The sequence below is a fragment of the Paraburkholderia sp. RL17-383-BIF-A genome, from assembly GCF_046028015.1.
In the GTDB taxonomy this organism is placed as follows: domain Bacteria; phylum Pseudomonadota; class Gammaproteobacteria; order Burkholderiales; family Burkholderiaceae; genus Paraburkholderia.
Genome location: NZ_JARESR010000002.1, coordinates 116778 through 132164 on the forward strand (window position 1 = coordinate 116778; position 15387 = coordinate 132164).

Below are 15387 nucleotides of genomic sequence, written 5' to 3' on the forward strand. Positions count from 1 at the left end.
TCACCATGGAAGACGACGAACTCGATCCGGTGCTCGCCGCCGTGCTGATGCAACTCTGGCGAGCGCATCGGGAAACGCCGGGCGGCGTGTGGTCGCTCGCCAAACTGTCGAAGCAGGCCGGCGTGCCGATGAGCGGCCTGCGGCGGCATTTGACGGCGCTCGTCGACGGTGGTCTGGTGCTCACCACCTTCAGCGAGGAAGGCACTGGCACGGCGCGCCTGAGCGAACTCGGCGAAACGCTGTGCGGCGAGTTGTTCGGCGACGGTGAGGCACCTGATGAAGATCAGCCAAACCCGCCGCCGAAACTTCACTGAGGCGTCGTCCGGTCACCAAAATACGGGTTTCGTTATGGGCGGGATAACGAATAATAATTTTGCCGCTGAAATTGACCTTCGAATATGGCCCCCTATGCTGGAGCCTTGCCCGGGTTATCCCGAGCGCTGGGGCAGGCACCTTCAACCATCTTCGGAGAATTCATGAAAACAACGCTGGCGCGAGCGCTGCATCATTCACTGCGCATCAAAACCGTCCGAACCGTACTCGCGGCAACGCTTGGCGCGACGCTGGCATTCAGCGCCGCCGGGGCGGCCGCCGCCACCACGCAGCCGATCGGCATCGCCTTCGTCTATCTCGGCAATCCGGGCGACGCCGGCTGGACCTATGCGCACGAGCAGGGCGTGAAGGAAGTCGAGGCGAAGTTCGGCGACAAGGTCAAAGTGACGCGCGTGGAGAACGTGCCGGAGTCGGCGGATTCGGAGCGCGTGTTCCGCGACCTGGCGTCGAAGGGCAACAAGATCGTGGTGGGCTCGAGCTTCGGCTTCCAGGATTTCGAACTGAAAGTGGCCAAGGACTTCCCGGACACTGTGTTCGAACATGCGACCGGCTACAAGAAGGCGGCTAACTTCGCCACCTACGACGTACGCACCTATCAAAGCGCATACCTGGCCGGCCTCGTCGCGGGCTATACGACCAAGTCGAACACGCTCGGCTTTGTCGGCTCGGTGCCGGTGCCTGAAGTGGTGCGCAACATCAATGCATTCACGATGGGCGCGCGTTCGGTCAATCCGAAGGCGCGCGTGAAGGTGGTGTGGATCAATAGCTGGTTCGATCCGGGCCGCGAAAAGCAGGCCGCCGAAACGCTGATCGGCCAGGGCGCCGACGTGCTGATCCAGAACACCGATTCGACGGCGACGATGCAGACCGCTGAGCAGAAGAAGGTGCATGCGTTCGGCTGGGACTCGAATATGAAGAAGTTCGGGCCGAATGCGCAACTGGGTGCGTGCGTGAGCAACTGGGGCGTGTACTACACGCATCTGGTGGAGCAGGTGATGTCGGGCACATGGAACAACTCGCCGGTGTGGTGGGGGCTGAAAGAGAAGGCGATCGACCTCGCCGACATCAACACTGAAGCCGTGTCGCCGACCGCGCAGAAAGCCTTGAGCCAGAAGCGCGACGACATCATCTCCGGCAAGTTCAATCCGTTTGCCGGACCGATCATGGATCAGTCCGGCGCGGTGAAGGTGGCCGCCGGCAAGTCGCTGAGCGATCCGGAACTGCTGCGTTTGAACTGGTTCGTAGAGGGCGTGGACGGTACGCTGCCGAAGTAATAATTTGCTTCGCAAATCTAACTATTATTCAAGGAGATCGCCCGTGAGTCTGACCGTCTCGAGCGGGGCCGCCGCTGCGGCCTCGAACTATCCGCCGCAGGGTTTGACGCCCACGCACGAGCAGATCGTGCGGCATCTGCAGCATTCGAGCCGGGTGGCCGAACGGGCGACGCTGCTAGGGCACCATCCGTTCGGCGCGGTGCTGGTCGGCCCGGACCAGGAGACGGTGCTGATGGAGCAGGGCAACGTCGATACGGTGAATCACGCCGAGTCGGTGCTCGCGCGCGTGGCCGCGTTGAACTTCACGCCGGAGTATTTGTGGAGTTGCACGCTGTACACATCGGTCGAACCGTGCTGCATGTGCGCCGGGACGATGTATTGGGCCAACATCGGCCGGGTCGTGTTCGGCATGACCGAAAAGCGCTTGCTGGAAGCGACCGGCGATCACGCCGAGAATCCCACCATGAGCGTGGATTGCCGGTATGTCTTCGATCATTGCCAGAAACCGGTGGAGGTGATCGGGCCGGTCCCCGAGGTGGAAGCCGAGGTGATGGAAGTTCAGCGCAGATTCTGGAGCGGTCGGTAGCGGCGGTTTCTTCCTTCCTGGCTTTTTCCCTTCTCCCGAGCGGCGCTTTTCGCGGTTCCGGGAGAAGGGCGTCTTGCCTTGTCGCTGGCGGCGTGTCCACGCATAGCGAGCACCTCGGTGCTCGCCTTCTTGCTCGCCATCTCGCCTGCTCGCGTAAGCCGCGCGCCTGTATCGCCGCGTTGGCGCGGCAGGCATGCGCAACAGCCTTCCTAGTTCGCGGCGTCCGCCTGCAGTTCCGCCGGCGCCAGTGTGGCCACGCCGCAAAACCAGCCGCCGTCATGCGGCTTGTGTTTCCATTGACTGCCGCTCTCCGTGAGCACGGCTGAGCACTGCTCGTTCACTACGATCCCCGGATTCGCCGCTGTGCACTGAAGCGTCGCCATGCCGGTGGACTGCTCAGGAGCCACGACCGGCCTGCTGCGCGAGTCCGGTTCGGCCGGTGAGGCAGACGGCTGAGGCGTCCCCGCTTGCAGGCTTTCTATCAGCTGCTGCAGTTCTTCGATGCGCGTTGCGTACCACGTCCCCAGACACGCCGAGTCACGGCAATTCGCTTCCCGCCATGCCCACTTGCTATCGCTGTCGGTGAGAAAGGCGCGCCGGTTGGCGACTCGCCGCCGGGCTTTCCAGTACAGTTGCCCGAGGGTGTCATCGAGCTTCGAGAGCGCGGGGTCGTGGCAAATCATCTTCTCGGTCAGCGAGCGCCCCTTATTGCAGTCGAAGCTCGCGGCATGGGCGAGCGGACGCGTGAGCATGAGCGCGGCGATCAGAAGCGGACGGAGGAGTTTCATCGCGGTCCCGGCAGTGCATGGCTTTTTCATGGAAGCGATGATCGGTCGGATTGCCGAAACATGGACGCCCGAAAAACGCGTGACTTCGACCGGGTGGTTACCAAATCTTGCCCGGCGAAGACGCCGCAAGAATCGATTGAGGATCGACTGAACGCTTTCAGGCACGCGCCGTGCAGCGTCCTTACAGGTAGCTGGCATCGCGCGGCAACGCGATGAGTTGTGCAAGAAGAAACAATATTCATAACGCATCAGCAGAGGCGTGCCGGCGGCGGACCGCGGACGCTGAATCGGGAGAAAGAATGAAACAACACCTCGTTCGATGTCTTTATGCGGCGGCCGGCGTGCTGGCATTGCCCGCCGTGGCGTGCGCGCAGTCGCAGGCATACACGAATGGCACGGTCAACGTGCGCGCGGGCCCGGCCTCCGATTACCCGGTCGTGACGCAATTGCCGGGCGGTGTGCCGGTGAGCGTGATGGGGTGTATCAGCAACTATCAGTGGTGCGACATCGCCGCGCCCAACCTGCGCGGCTGGGTCTATGCGGGGCGGCTCAGCTATCCGTACCAGGGCGCCAACGTGCCTGTGATGAACTACGGCACGGTGATCGGCCTGCCCATCGTGACGTTCTCGATCGGCACGTATTGGGGCGATTACTATCGCGGCCGACCTTGGTACGGCCAGCAATCGCGCTGGGCGCATCATCCGCCGCCGCCTCCGCCGCGTCCTGACGCCGGACGGCCACCCGGAGGTCGCCCGCCGGGCGGACCGCCGCCGGGGCATGGAGGTGGCAGGCCGCAGGGTGGACCGCCGCCGGGACATGACGGGGGAAGGCCGCAGGGTGGACCGCCGCCGGGGCATGGCGGGGGAAGGCCGCAGGGTGGACCGCCGTCCGGGCATGACGGGGGAAGGCCGCAGGGCGGTCCGCCGCCGGGGAACGCGGGCGGCCATCCGCCTCAGGGTGGCGGAGGTGGTGGCGGTCGGCCGCCGGGCGGCGGAAACGGCGGAAACGGTGGGCATGGCGGCGGAAACGGCGGCGGAGAAAAGGGCGGCGGCGGGGGCCGCCCACCGGACCGGCACGGCTGATCGCAACCACGCGGCCGACAAATATCAAAAAGTCACCAAAAAAGCCGCCGCGACAGGCTATTGCTTGATTCGGGTTCCAGGGTTCCGCCAGGCGGTGTCGGAACCCCGCCTGCGGAACCCGAACAGAATGCCGTCATCTCATCCCGGCAACTGAACCCTTCGATCCGGTGATTGACAGTCGAGATCAAGCGGGCATTACGCGATGTGCGAAGAATAAAATTCGCGACCCTCGCGTAAACCCCGGTGTGCCGCGTACACTAAACTGCCGATGTCGGGTTAGGGGGCGCACAAATGACTTGCGAAGCGACATCAGAAAACAAGACGGGAGCCGCGCCTGAAGGCATTCGCTACTGTGCGAATCTGGCCGAAGGCGTGCTCGCGTCCGAGCGCACGGTGTTGCGATTGATTACGCAGAACACACCGCTGCCGGAATTACTCGACGAAGTATGCCGCCGCGCGGAAGCGCTGCTGGGGGAAGGTGCGTCCTGTTCGATCCTGTTGCTCGACGCCGACGGCGTGCACGCCAGGGTCGGCGGCGCGCCTTCGCTGCCCAGGCACTACAGCGCGGCCATTGACGGCGTGATGATCGGGCCACAGGTGGGCTCATGCGGGACTGCGATGTTCGAGCGGCGTCTCGTCGCCGTCGACGATATCGAAACCGATCCGCTGTGGGCCGACTACCGGCACCTCGCGTTGCCGATCGGCCTGCGGTCCTGCTGGTCGGTGCACTTTGAAAACGATTCCGGCGTGGTGCTCGGCGCATTCGCGGTGTATTACCGCACGTCGCGCCGTCCCAGTGCCGAAGAAGAAGCGATGCTGCGCGACATCGGCCGCAGCGTTGGTCTGGCCGTGCATCAGGACGCCATGGCGCAGCGGCTCGCGCACAGCGAGGAGCATCACCGTTTGGTGGTCCATCACCTGATCGAAGGGATCGTCGTGCAGTCGCGCGCGGGCGTGGTGTTGGCCTGCAACCCGAGCGCGCAGCGGATTTTGCGCGCAACGCCGGAGCTCGTCGGCCGCAGTATCCAGTCGGTGATGGTGCGCGCGTATCACGAGGACGGCTCGCTCGTCACCGAGGCCGCGCGGCCGACCGCTCAGGTGCTCGCCACCGGCAAACCCGTGCTGGGTGTCACGATCGGCGTGGAGCTGATTGGTGGCGACATCGTCTGGATCACCGAGAACGTGGTGCCGATCATCAAGCCGGGCGATACCGAGCCCAGCTCGGTGCTGATCTCGTTTACCGACATCGGACCCGTGCGCGAAGCGCAACGGCAACTCAAATTCCTCGCCACCCGCGATTCGCTCACCGGCCTCTACAACCGCGCGTACCTCACCGAGCGGCTGCGCGATCTGTTCTCGCTCGACACCGCGTCCGGCGTCGGCGAACTGGCGAGCGTCGCCGTGCTGTTCGTCGACCTGGACGGCTTCAAGAAGGTCAACGACACCGCGGGTCACGAGGCCGGCGACTCCCTGCTTTGCAGCGTGGCGCAACGGCTCTCGGCGTGTATCTCGCCGGAGGACACGCTCGCGCGGGTGGGCGGCGACGAATTCGTGATCGTGGTCAGCGCGTATGAGAACACCGGGCAGCTGATCGGCCTCGCGCGGCGCATCCTCGACATGATCGCGGAGCCGTTCGCGGTGGCGGACAACGAGTACTACCTGGGCGCGTCGATCGGCATCAGCCGCTTTCCCGAGGACGGCCAGGACGTGGCCACGCTGATGCGCAACGCCGATTCGGCGATGTATCACGCCAAACAGCGCGGCCGCAACAACTTCCAGTTCTTCACCGCCGAGCTGAATCAGCAGTTGCAACGGCGCTTCACGATCGAGCAATCGCTGCGGCGCGCGCTCGCTTCCAACGAACTGAGCCTCGTGTACCAGCCGATCGTCGACAGCCGCGACGGCCGCACGATCGGCGCGGAAGCGCTGCTGCGCTGGTACAACAGCGAACTGGGCAACGTGTCGCCGGGGGAATTCATCCCCGTCGCCGAAGATGCGGGCCTGATCGGCGAGATCGGCAACTTCGTGCTGGCGCGGGCCTGCGAGCAGGTGGCGCAATGGCGGCGCACACTGGCGCCGGAACTGATCGTCGCGGTGAACCTGTCGCCCCGGCAGTTCAACGACGGCCTGGTGGAGCGCATCCAGCGCTGCCTGATGCAATCCGGGCTCGAGCCGTCGGCGCTGGAACTGGAAATCACCGAACGGCTGCTGATGAGCGACAGCGAAACCGTGTTGCCCATGCTGAGCACGCTGAACGACATGGGCGTGCGCATTTCCGTCGACGATTTCGGCACCGGTTATTCGTCGCTGTCTTATCTGAAACGCTTTCCGCTGCATAACCTGAAGATCGACCGCTCGTTCGTCGCCGGCTTGCCGGATCATCGCGATTCGATTGCGATTACGCAGGCCGTGGTGGCGATGGCGCACTCGCTCGGCATGAACGTTACCGCCGAAGGGGTGGAAACCGCCGAACAGGCGGCGTTCCTGCGCGCGATCCATTGCGACAAGCAGCAGGGCTATTTTTACAGCCGCCCGGTCGGGGCCAGTGCGTATGCGCGTAGTTTGTGGGACGCGCAGGTTGGTCTGGTCGACGCTTCCTGAGCGCGCCGGCGCTTACGCGCGCAAGCCTGTGCGCCCAGCCAGGCTTGGCTGCGCGGGATTTCGTCGTGCGCGGGCGCGTGGTGCCGGATTCGATTGTTCGGTTTGACAAACAAGTGCCTTCGCGTTAGCGGTATTTATCCGCGAAGGCCACCTCCCTACAATCCTCCCATCGAAACGTGAATAGAGCGAAGCCGAAGCGGCGCCGCTCGACGGGAGTTGTCATGCCAGCTTTGATCAGGAACCAGCTTTACCGGCCGTCAGTGCTATTACCGATGGTCGCCCTCATGCAGGTGATGGTGTCGCAGGATTTCAACCTGGGCCAGGTCGGCTGGGTCGTGGCGTCACGTGGCGCGCAGGCCGCGCTGCAACGCTCGCGTGAATTGATCTGCGCCGTGCATTGCCACGACTAAGCCTCGCGGCTTTGCGGATGGTGAGAAGCAATAGTGCGGAACAGTTGGCATTCGAATGACAATTAGTCGGTGATCAGCAAACACCGGCAACCGGCAACGCAGCATGGCGATTCGAGAGGCTGAGGGTAAGATGCTACGACATGAATCCCAGCTTCCGGAGAGTTGCCATGTCACAGCACTTCGATGCAGTCGTGATCGGTACGGGACAAGGCGGCGCGCCGCTTGCCGTGCGTCTCGGTCAAAGCGGCCGTAAAACCGCGGTCATCGAGCGCGCGGCCTTTGGCGGCACGTGCGTGAACGTCGGCTGCACGCCGACCAAATCCTACGTCGCCAGTGCTCGCGCGGCGCATGTCGCGCGCCATTGCGCGGAACTCGGCGTGCAACTGAGCGGCGCGGTCAGCGTTGATCTGGCGGCCGTCAAGGCGCGCAAGGACAGGATCATCGGGCAGTCGCGCGAGGGCGTCGAGAAATGGCTGCGCGGTGCGAAGAACGTGAGCGTGTTCAAAGGCCATGCGCGCTTTACCGGACCTCATGCGCTTTCGGTTAGCGGACCGGACGGCAAGCTGCTCGACGAGCTCAGCGCCGACGAAATCTTCATCAACACAGGCACGCGCGCCGTCGTGCCGCCGCTCCACGGTCTCGAGCGGATTCCGTACTACACGAACTCCAATCTGCTCGAACTGACGGAATTGCCGGGGCATCTGGTGATTGTCGGCGCGAGCTATATCGCGCTCGAATTCGCGCAGATCTTTCGCCGCTTTGGCAGCCGCGTGACCGTGCTGGTGCGCGGCGAACGCGTGCTCACCCGCGAGGACGCCGACTTCGCCGAATCCGTGCAGAAGGTGCTCGCCCGCGAGGGTGTCGAGTTTCACTTCGGCGTGCAGCCTTCGCGAGTCGAGCCGCATCCGCATCACCCGAACGAGCTGTGTATCGGCTTCGAGCAGAACATTCCGGCGCTCGAAGCGTCGCATCTGCTGTTCGCCACCGGCCGTGAGCCGAATACCGACGACCTCGGCCTCGCGGCCGCCGGCATCACGACGGACAAGCACGGCACGATTCCCGTGGACGGCCAGTTGCGCACCAACGTGCCGGGCGTGTGGGCGATCGGCGACGTCAACGGGCGTGGCGCTTTTACCCACACTTCCTACGACGATTTTCAGATCGTCGCGGCCAACCTGCTCGACGGCGGCGCGCGCACCGTGGACACACGCATCATGGCGTATGCGGTGTTCGTCGATCCGCCGCTTGCGCGTGTCGGCGCTTCGGAGGCCGAGGTGCGCAAAGCGGGCCGCGACGCGCTGATCGCCACCATGCCGATGTCGCGCGTGGGCCGCGCGCGCGAACGCGGCGAGACCGATGGTTTCATGAAGGTGATGGTCGACGCGCAAAGCAAGCAGATTCTCGGGGCGGCCATTCACGGCATTGAAGGCGATGAGGCGATTCATACCTTCATCGACATCATGACGGCGGGCGCGCCGTATCCGACTTTGCAGTACGCCATGCATGTTCATCCGACCATCAGCGAACTGGTGCCGACCTTGCTCGACGGGCTCAAGCCCATGAAGTGAGCGGTACGCACAAGCGGAGCAGCCACGATGAAGCGTGCGATCCGAAGCGGCAATCTGTTCGACCCCGGTGCGTCGGCGGGCGGGAGCGAGGGCGAAGGAGAGGGCGAGCAGGTCGACGCCCTGGTGGAGCAGGGTGGCGTGAGCATCGAGCGGATCGTCTCGATGGGGCACGCCAGCCCGCCGGGCTTCTGGTACGACAGTCCTCGCGCCGAGTTTGTCGTGCTGCTGAGCGGCGCGGCCACGCTCGAATTCGAAGGCGAGGCCGAGCCGCTTTCGATGAAGCCCGGCGATCACGTGCTGATCGAAGCGCATTGCCGGCATCGGGTAGCATGGACAAGCGACCGGGAGCCCAGCGTGTGGCTCGCCGCCTACTACCCGGACGACGCTTCGCGCTGAACACGGCACGCGGGTCGAACCCGGCCGGATCGACAAATCGTTACGGCTTCGCGGATAATCGGCAGCGGCGCGGGTCGCCCGCGGAGTGCGGGCCGCCTTGGCGCGCAACCGCATTCAACACCATCATCAGGAATCCAATCCATGGGCAAAGGACGTGTCGAAGCCTTCAGCGATGGCGTGATCGCCATCATCATCACGATCATGGTGCTCGAGTTGAAGGTGCCGGAAGGCTTCGATCTCGCGGCGCTGCGCCCGGTGCTCCCCGTGTTCTGCGCATATGTGCTGAGTTTCATCTACGTGGGCATCTACTGGAACAATCATCATCACATGTTCCATGCCGTGCAGAAGGTCAACGGCGCGGTGCTGTGGGCGAACCTCCATCTGCTGTTCTGGCTGTCGCTGCTGCCCGCCGTCACGCACTGGGTCGGCGAAAACCATCTCGCCTCCTGGCCGACCGCGATGTACGGCGTGGTGCTGTTCATGTCGGCGATCGCCTATTTCATCCTCATGCGCGTGCTGATTCGCGAGCACGGCGAGGATTCGACTCTCGCGAAAGCGATCGGCAATGACTTCAAGGGCAAGGTTTCGGTCGTGATCTATCTCACGGGTATCGCGCTGGCGTTCGTCGTGCCGTGGGGTTCGGCGGCGCTGTATACGCTCGCCGCCGCGTGGTGGCTGGTGCCGGATCGCCGTATCGAACACGTGATGGAAGCGTGAGCGCGCATCAGGTGAGCGCGCTGCTGGCCGCGGCCGCGCGGCCGCGCAGCCAGTTGATGCTCGCGAAGAGCAGCACGGCGAATACGATCAGCATCGTCGCCACGGCGAGAATCGAGGGGTCGATCGAGTCGCGAATGCCGCTCCACATCTGCCGCGGTACGGTGGTTTGATCCGGGCCGCCAATGAACAGAATGACGATCACTTCATCGAACGAGGTCGCGAAGGCGAACACGCTGCCGGTTGCGACCGCCGGCATGATGAGCGGCAGCGTGACGCGCCGGAACGTGACCCAGGGCGCCGCGCCGAGCCCGGAAGCGGCGCGCAACAAACTCTGATCGAACGACAGCAGCGACGCGGTCACGGTGATCACGACAAACGGCGTGCCGAGCGCCGCGTGCGCCAGCACCACGCCGGGATACGAGTTGACGAGGCCGAGCGGCGCGAAGATCAGATAGAAGCCCGCCGCGACCACGACGATCGGCACGATCATCGGCGAAATGATGATCGGCATGATCAGCGAGCGCAGCGGAAACTGCGCGCGCGAAAGACCCAGCGCGGCGAGCGTGCCGAGACACGTGGCGATCAACGTGGACGCCGCGCCGATGCCGATGCTGTTCAGGAGCGAGCGTTGCCAGTCCGCGCTCGTGAGCGCCTGCTCATACCAGCGGAACGAGAAGCCCTGCATCGGGTACGAGAAGTACGAACCCGAATTGAATGAGAGCGGGATGATGGCGAGAATCGGCGCAATCAGAAAGAAAAGCACGAGCGCCGTATGTACCCGCACCCAGCGTGTGGCGATGCGTTCCGTCAGCACCTTGTTGCGTTTGTCTTGCATGTCGTTCCTTCGTCGTGTGCGCGTGTTCGACCGGGCTTAACCAAAGCGCAAGCGGTCGATACCGACGATGCGGTTGAACAGGAAATAGAAGATCGCCGTGAAAATCACCAGATAGGCCGAGAGTGCGCCGGCGAGTCCCCAGTTGAGCTGCGTGTTGGTCTGGATCGCAATGAGCTGGCTGATCATCTCGTCGCCTGCGCCGCCGAGCAGCGCGGGCGTGATGTAGTAACCGAGCGCGAGCACGAACACGAGGAAGCAGCCGGCGCCCACGCCTGGCAGCGTCTGCGGTATGTAGACCCGCACGAACGCGGTGAACGGATGCGCGCCGAGCGATTGAGCGGCGCGCACGTAGACGGGCGACACGCTTTTCATCACCGAATAGATCGCGAGAATCATGTAGGGCAGCAGCACGTGCGTCATGCCGATGAGCACGCCGGTGCGGTTGAAGATGAGCGGCAGCGGATGCGTGGCGAGGCCCAGACCCATCAGCAGGCTGTTGATGACGCCGCCCGGCTGCAGCAGCACGTACCACGCGGTGGTGCGCACGAGCAGCGAGGTCCAGAACGGCACGATCACGAAGAGCATCAGGCGGTTGCTGCTTTTCGCGGGCAGGTTCGCGAGCAGCCATGCCACCGGATAGCCGAGCACGAGGCACAGCAGCGTGACCGTGGCGCTGATCGAGATCGTGCGCAAGAAGGCCTGCCGATAAATCGAGGCGTTGTCCGGCACGAACGCGACCGAACCTTGCGGCGTGACTTGCGCGTCGACGGCGGCGAGCAGATAGTCGGGCGTCGGCGACGCGGCGGCGCGCTTGAGCAGGCGCCAGGTTTCCGGCGAATTCCAGCGTTCGTCGAGTTCGACGAGCGCCGGTTTCCACGCGGGCGGCGCATCGGCGGGAAGTTGGCGCGCGGTGCGCATCAGCAGGCTGCGGAACTCGGCCTGCTCGAAGTTCAGCCGGCGCGCGACGGTGCCGAGTTGGCCGCTCTGCTGCGCTTCTTTGAGGCCCGCAGCGAGCAGGGCGAAGGTATGTTCGTCCGGCACGCCACGGCCGTCCCACGCATCAAGCGCGCGTGTGAGGGCGGGCATGCTGCTGGACATTTCATGGTTCTGCACGCTGCGCGCGAGCAGCAGCGCGATCGGCGCGATGAACGTCGACACGAGGAACACGATGAGCGGCAGCGCGAGCAGCAATGCCCGCACCGATGCGCGGCGACGCGCTTTCTGAAATGAAGCGCCGCCGTCGGCTCTCGTCGGAGAGCCCAGGGATGAGGCGCGGGCCGGGGCGGGCATGCTGGTAGTCAAGTTGGGCTCTCGTTAGACGATGGGTTTATTGCGTCAGCCACACCTGGAAGCGCTTGTTGATCTGGTCCGCGTTGTCGGCCCAGAAGCCTGCGTTGATCTGCAGCGCGCGCTTGAAGTTCTGCGGCGAGGTCGGCAGATCGGCGAGGCGCTGCTTGTCGACCAGCGCGATCGCGTCCTTGCGCGGCGGCGCATAGGCGATGTACTTCGACAGGTCCGCATACGCCTTCGGCTGGGATGCGGAGACGATGAATTTCGCAGCGGCGTCGGCATGCTTCGCGCCTGTCGGAACGCCCCACCAGTCGAAGTCGTAGACCTGTGCGTCCCAGACGGCCTTGAACGGCTTGTTGTCCTTCTTCGCGGCGTCGTCGATACGGCCGTTGTAGGCCTGCGTCATCACGACCGCGCCGTCCGCGAGCAACTGCGGCGCCTGCGCACCCGACTCCCACCACACGATGCTTTTCTTGATCGTGTCGAGTTTCTTGAACGCGCGATCCACGCCGGCGGGCGTGCCGAGCACTTTATAGACATCCTTGGGATCGACGCCGTCGGCGATCAGCGCCCATTCCATCGTTACCTTCGGCGATTTGCGCAGGCCGCGCTTGCCGGGGAATTTCTGCAGATCGAAGAAGTCGTTGACGGTGGTCGGCGCGGTCTTCAGCTTGCTGGCATCGTACGCATAGACCGTGGACCAGACCATGCTGGCGACCGCGCAATCGCTGATCGAGCCGGGAATGAAGTCGCTCGTTTTGCCGAGCGACTTCTTGTCGAACTTCTGCAGGAGGCCTTCGTCGCAGGCGGTGATCGCGTCGTTCGTTTCGAGGTCGATCAGGTCCCACGTGGTGTTCTTCGCCTGCTCCATGGCGGAGAGCTTGGCGAGACCGCCGTCGTACGATTCGGTCGAAAAGCCGATGCCGGTGGCCTGCGTGAACGGTTCGAAATAGGCCTTTTTCGCGGCCGCTTCATATGCGCCGCCGAAGGTCACGACGGAGAGCGTCTCCGCGGCCTGGACGGTCACGGTGGCGAATGCGAGTGCGGCGAGTGCGGCGCTTTGTGCTTTGTGAAGAGTGCGCATTTCAGTTGGCTCCTGCGGCTGCTGTAGTGATGATGGAAGGTGACGGCGGTGTGGATACGTGGAGCGTGGGCGCGCTGCGTGGCGCGGCCGCCGCGAGAATCTTGCAGTCGTCGTGGCGCCAGGCGACGTCGATCTCGTTGCCGGGCGAAGGCAGCGCGTGGCGCTGCGTGTTGGGCACTTTCACGACGAGGGAATCGCGCGAACCGAGCTTCAGGTGGACGCGATGGTGATCGCCGCAATACACCAGTTCCTCGACGCGCGCGCGCACCACGTTGCTCTGTTCGTCGACATGCAGGCCTTCCGCGCTCGGGATATGCGCGCGCTCGGGGCGCAACGCGAGCATCGCTTCGTCGCCCGCGCGCAGGCCGGGTTCGCAACGGCCGCGAATCACGCTGCCGTCGGACAGCGTGAGCGTCGCCCAGTCGTCGCCCACATTGACGACACGTCCGCTCAACCCGTTGTTCTCGCCCACGAAGTTGGCGACGAACGCGTTCTGCGCGTTCTCGTAGAGTTCGCTCGGCGTGGCGGCTTGCTGGATGCGGCCGTCGGAGAAAACGGCGACGCGATCGGACATGGTCAGCGCTTCGGCCTGATCGTGCGTCACATAGACGATCGTGAGCGACAGCTCGCGATGCAGGCGCATGATTTCGTATTGCATGGTTTCGCGCAGGCGTTTGTCGAGCGCGCCGAGTGGTTCGTCCATCAGCACGACGCTCGGCTCGAACACGAGCGCGCGCGCGAGCGCCACGCGCTGCTGCTGTCCGCCCGAAAGTTGCACGGGGCGACGGTTCGCCAGATGCGGCAGCTCGATCATTTCGAGTGCGCGCTTCACGCGTATTTTCTGTTCAGCGCGGCTCACGTGCCGCACGGAGAGCGGAAACGCGACGTTCTCCGCAATCGTCAGATGCGGAAAGAGCGCGTAGTTCTGAAACACCATGCCGATGTCACGTTGATGCGGCGGCTTGTCGTCGAGCCGGCGGCCATCCAGGCGGATCTCGCCGTGCGTGGGCGATTCGAATCCCGCGAGCATCATGAGCGTGGTCGTCTTGCCCGAGCCGGACGGGCCGAGCAGCGACAGGAATTCTCCCTTGCGCACGTCGAGGTTCAAATCGTCGACGACATTTTGCGTGCCGTCATACGTTTTGCTCACGCCCGAGAACGAAATGAAGGAAGGGTTTGACATCGTGATTGCGTCCTGTCGGTGAAGCGGGTTCAGTGCGCGCCGAGCGTCGCCGTGGCGACTTTGCTCGCAAGATAGCGCGCGAAATCGTAGTTCGGGCGTTCGAGATGGCTCAGATGGCCGGGTTTCGCGAGCGGCGCATGCACGCCGCGAAAGACGGCTTCCACGCCGCGTTTGTCTTCGGCGTTCACTTCGTCGAGCAGCTTCTTCAACGTCGTCATGTGCGCGTTGGCCGCGGGATCGGCGATGAATTCGGGCGCAAGACCGCCGCCAAAGCGGATATGCACGCGCCCCACGCCTTGAGGCTGCAGCACGAGATACCAGAAGTAACCCGGCGTGAGCGTGACGAGATGCGTCGGGTAGATGGCGAGCAATGCCGTGGTCTTGCGCCAGTGTCCCGTGAGACGTGTGTTATCCGGATGCGCATTGCCGATAGGCAAGCTCGCTTCCTTCGTAATCCAGTGATAGTTGAAGGCGGGATAGCCCGGCGGGCATTCCATTTCGTCGAGCCGCGAATGCGGGCCTACCGTCGCGCGATGCAGCATCGGCAGGTGATAGCTCTCCATGAAGTTTTCCGCGAGGATCTTCCAGTTCGTGTCCCACACGTGCTCTTCATAGAAGGTTTCAATGTAGTCGGACATGCCGTATGCGCCAACCAGCTCGCCCAGTTTGGCGAGCTGCAGGTGGACGGGCGGTGCGTTCTGGTCGAGTGTCACGTAGAGCCAGCCTTGCCATTCTTCGCAACGCACGGCGGGCAGCCTGTAGGCTTCCTTGCAGAAGCCCGCTTGCCGGTCCATGAGCGGTGCGCCTTGCAGCGCGCCGTCGAGGGAATAGTTCCATGCGTGATACGGGCAGACGATCCGACGCACATTGCCGCGCCCTTCGAGCAGCACCGACATGCGATGCAGGCACACGTTCGACATCGCCTTGAGCTGCATCTGTTCGTCGCGCAAGATCACGATCGGTTGTGCGCCGATACGCGTGGTCAGGTAATCGCCGGGCGCTTTGAGCGCACTGGCGCGGCCCACGCATTGCCATTCGCGCTGGAAGATCGTGCGCTCTTCCAGCGCGAGGAATTCAGGCGACGTATAGACACCGGGCGGCATTGCATGCGCATCGCCGAATGACCGCTCGCAACCCGTCTGCAGTTCGTCGACAAGCGCTTGCACTGCAATCGTCTCTGACGGGTGGGCCATGGTGTCCTCCTGGGTTCATCACGGTAAGAGCGCACCGGCACGAGGCT

At 64.0% G+C, this 15387-nt stretch carries 15 protein-coding genes; 9 read left to right on the forward strand and 6 right to left on the reverse strand.

Annotated elements, in window-relative coordinates:
- The first annotated feature begins 5 nt into the window (after positions 1-5).
- The 3 genes from P0D71_RS02775 (at position 6) to P0D71_RS02785 (ending at position 2193) form a co-directional block, all read left to right on the forward strand.
- Entirely contained in the window at positions 6-314 is a 309-nt protein-coding gene (locus P0D71_RS02775; protein ID WP_408479221.1) for a helix-turn-helix domain-containing protein, read from the forward strand.
- 162 nt (positions 315-476) lie between these two features.
- The gene (locus P0D71_RS02780; RefSeq protein ID WP_091792804.1) at positions 477-1607 is read left to right on the forward strand and encodes a BMP family ABC transporter substrate-binding protein; all 1131 of its coding nucleotides are present in this window, start codon (positions 477-479) and stop codon (positions 1605-1607) included.
- Between the two features lie 43 nt (positions 1608-1650).
- Positions 1651-2193, forward strand: a complete 543-nt coding sequence (locus P0D71_RS02785; RefSeq protein WP_177204951.1) for a nucleoside deaminase — start codon at positions 1651-1653, stop codon at positions 2191-2193.
- 209 nt (positions 2194-2402) lie between these two features.
- Here the strand turns inward: P0D71_RS02785 and P0D71_RS02790 are convergent, their stop codons facing one another.
- Positions 2403-2981, reverse strand: a complete 579-nt coding sequence (locus P0D71_RS02790) for a lysozyme inhibitor LprI family protein (RefSeq protein WP_408479222.1) — start codon at positions 2979-2981, stop codon at positions 2403-2405.
- 299 nt (positions 2982-3280) lie between these two features.
- Here P0D71_RS02790 and P0D71_RS02795 point away from each other — a divergent pair, with 299 nt between their 5' ends.
- The 6 genes from P0D71_RS02795 (at position 3281) to P0D71_RS02820 (ending at position 9755) form a co-directional block, all read left to right on the forward strand.
- Complete coding sequence (locus tag P0D71_RS02795) at positions 3281-4063, forward strand: SH3 domain-containing protein (protein WP_408479223.1); 783 nt, start codon at positions 3281-3283, stop codon at positions 4061-4063.
- Positions 4064-4354: 291 nt separating this feature from the next.
- Positions 4355-6664: a putative bifunctional diguanylate cyclase/phosphodiesterase gene (locus tag P0D71_RS02800; RefSeq protein ID WP_408479224.1), complete on the forward strand. Its 2310-nt coding sequence runs from the start codon at positions 4355-4357 to the stop codon at positions 6662-6664.
- Positions 6665-6885: 221 nt separating this feature from the next.
- Complete coding sequence (locus P0D71_RS02805; RefSeq protein WP_091792808.1) at positions 6886-7074, forward strand: hypothetical protein; 189 nt, start codon at positions 6886-6888, stop codon at positions 7072-7074.
- Positions 7075-7241: 167 nt separating this feature from the next.
- Positions 7242-8642 carry an FAD-containing oxidoreductase gene (locus tag P0D71_RS02810; RefSeq protein WP_408479225.1) on the forward strand — a complete coding sequence of 467 codons (1401 nt, stop codon included), beginning with the start codon at positions 7242-7244 and terminating at the stop codon, positions 8640-8642.
- Positions 8643-8669: 27 nt separating this feature from the next.
- Entirely contained in the window at positions 8670-9038 is a 369-nt protein-coding gene (locus P0D71_RS02815; protein ID WP_408479226.1) for a cupin domain-containing protein, read from the forward strand.
- A gap of 141 nt (positions 9039-9179) precedes the next feature.
- Positions 9180-9755, forward strand: coding sequence for a TMEM175 family protein (locus P0D71_RS02820; RefSeq protein ID WP_408184579.1), 576 nt, complete (start codon positions 9180-9182; stop codon positions 9753-9755).
- Positions 9756-9762: 7 nt separating this feature from the next.
- Here the strand turns inward: P0D71_RS02820 and P0D71_RS02825 are convergent, their stop codons facing one another.
- From P0D71_RS02825 to P0D71_RS02845, 5 genes are read right to left on the reverse strand one after another with little or no spacing between them, the layout of a single operon-like run.
- A complete protein-coding gene (locus P0D71_RS02825) occupies positions 9763-10590 on the reverse strand; it encodes an ABC transporter permease (RefSeq protein ID WP_408184578.1) in 828 nt (275 codons plus the stop codon).
- A gap of 36 nt (positions 10591-10626) precedes the next feature.
- On the reverse strand, positions 10627-11880 hold the full coding sequence (locus tag P0D71_RS02830) for an ABC transporter permease subunit (RefSeq protein WP_408300688.1): 1254 nt from the start codon (positions 11878-11880) through the stop codon (positions 10627-10629).
- A 37-nt stretch (positions 11881-11917) separates the two neighbouring features.
- A complete protein-coding gene (locus P0D71_RS02835; protein ID WP_091792814.1) occupies positions 11918-12964 on the reverse strand; it encodes an ABC transporter substrate-binding protein in 1047 nt (348 codons plus the stop codon).
- A gap of 1 nt (position 12965) precedes the next feature.
- The gene (locus P0D71_RS02840; RefSeq protein ID WP_408479227.1) at positions 12966-14147 is read right to left on the reverse strand and encodes an ABC transporter ATP-binding protein; all 1182 of its coding nucleotides are present in this window, start codon (positions 14145-14147) and stop codon (positions 12966-12968) included.
- A 29-nt stretch (positions 14148-14176) separates the two neighbouring features.
- A complete protein-coding gene (locus P0D71_RS02845) occupies positions 14177-15340 on the reverse strand; it encodes an SRPBCC family protein (RefSeq protein ID WP_408184576.1) in 1164 nt (387 codons plus the stop codon).
- Positions 15341-15387 lie beyond the last annotated feature (47 nt).

What these genes read in the sequence shown, in the direction of transcription:
- P0D71_RS02805 (WP_091792808.1), top strand. Translation starts at nt 6,886, where the DNA reads ATGCCAGCTTTGATCAGGAACCAGCTTTACCGGCCGTCAGTGCTATTA.
- P0D71_RS02810 (WP_408479225.1), top strand. Translation starts at nt 7,242, where the DNA reads ATGTCACAGCACTTCGATGCAGTCGTGATCGGTACGGGACAAGGCGGC.
- P0D71_RS02825 (WP_408184578.1), bottom strand. Translation starts at nt 10,590, where the DNA reads ATGCAAGACAAACGCAACAAGGTGCTGACGGAACGCATCGCCACACGC.
- P0D71_RS02815 (WP_408479226.1), top strand. Translation starts at nt 8,670, where the DNA reads ATGAAGCGTGCGATCCGAAGCGGCAATCTGTTCGACCCCGGTGCGTCG.
- P0D71_RS02835 (WP_091792814.1), bottom strand. Translation starts at nt 12,964, where the DNA reads ATGCGCACTCTTCACAAAGCACAAAGCGCCGCACTCGCCGCACTCGCA.
- P0D71_RS02790 (WP_408479222.1), bottom strand. Translation starts at nt 2,981, where the DNA reads ATGAAACTCCTCCGTCCGCTTCTGATCGCCGCGCTCATGCTCACGCGT.
- P0D71_RS02795 (WP_408479223.1), top strand. Translation starts at nt 3,281, where the DNA reads ATGAAACAACACCTCGTTCGATGTCTTTATGCGGCGGCCGGCGTGCTG.
- P0D71_RS02780 (WP_091792804.1), top strand. Translation starts at nt 477, where the DNA reads ATGAAAACAACGCTGGCGCGAGCGCTGCATCATTCACTGCGCATCAAA.
- P0D71_RS02830 (WP_408300688.1), bottom strand. Translation starts at nt 11,880, where the DNA reads ATGCCCGCCCCGGCCCGCGCCTCATCCCTGGGCTCTCCGACGAGAGCC.
- P0D71_RS02775 (WP_408479221.1), top strand. Translation starts at nt 6, where the DNA reads ATGGAAGACGACGAACTCGATCCGGTGCTCGCCGCCGTGCTGATGCAA.
- P0D71_RS02820 (WP_408184579.1), top strand. Translation starts at nt 9,180, where the DNA reads ATGGGCAAAGGACGTGTCGAAGCCTTCAGCGATGGCGTGATCGCCATC.
- P0D71_RS02800 (WP_408479224.1), top strand. Translation starts at nt 4,355, where the DNA reads ATGACTTGCGAAGCGACATCAGAAAACAAGACGGGAGCCGCGCCTGAA.
- P0D71_RS02845 (WP_408184576.1), bottom strand. Translation starts at nt 15,340, where the DNA reads ATGGCCCACCCGTCAGAGACGATTGCAGTGCAAGCGCTTGTCGACGAA.
- P0D71_RS02840 (WP_408479227.1), bottom strand. Translation starts at nt 14,147, where the DNA reads ATGTCAAACCCTTCCTTCATTTCGTTCTCGGGCGTGAGCAAAACGTAT.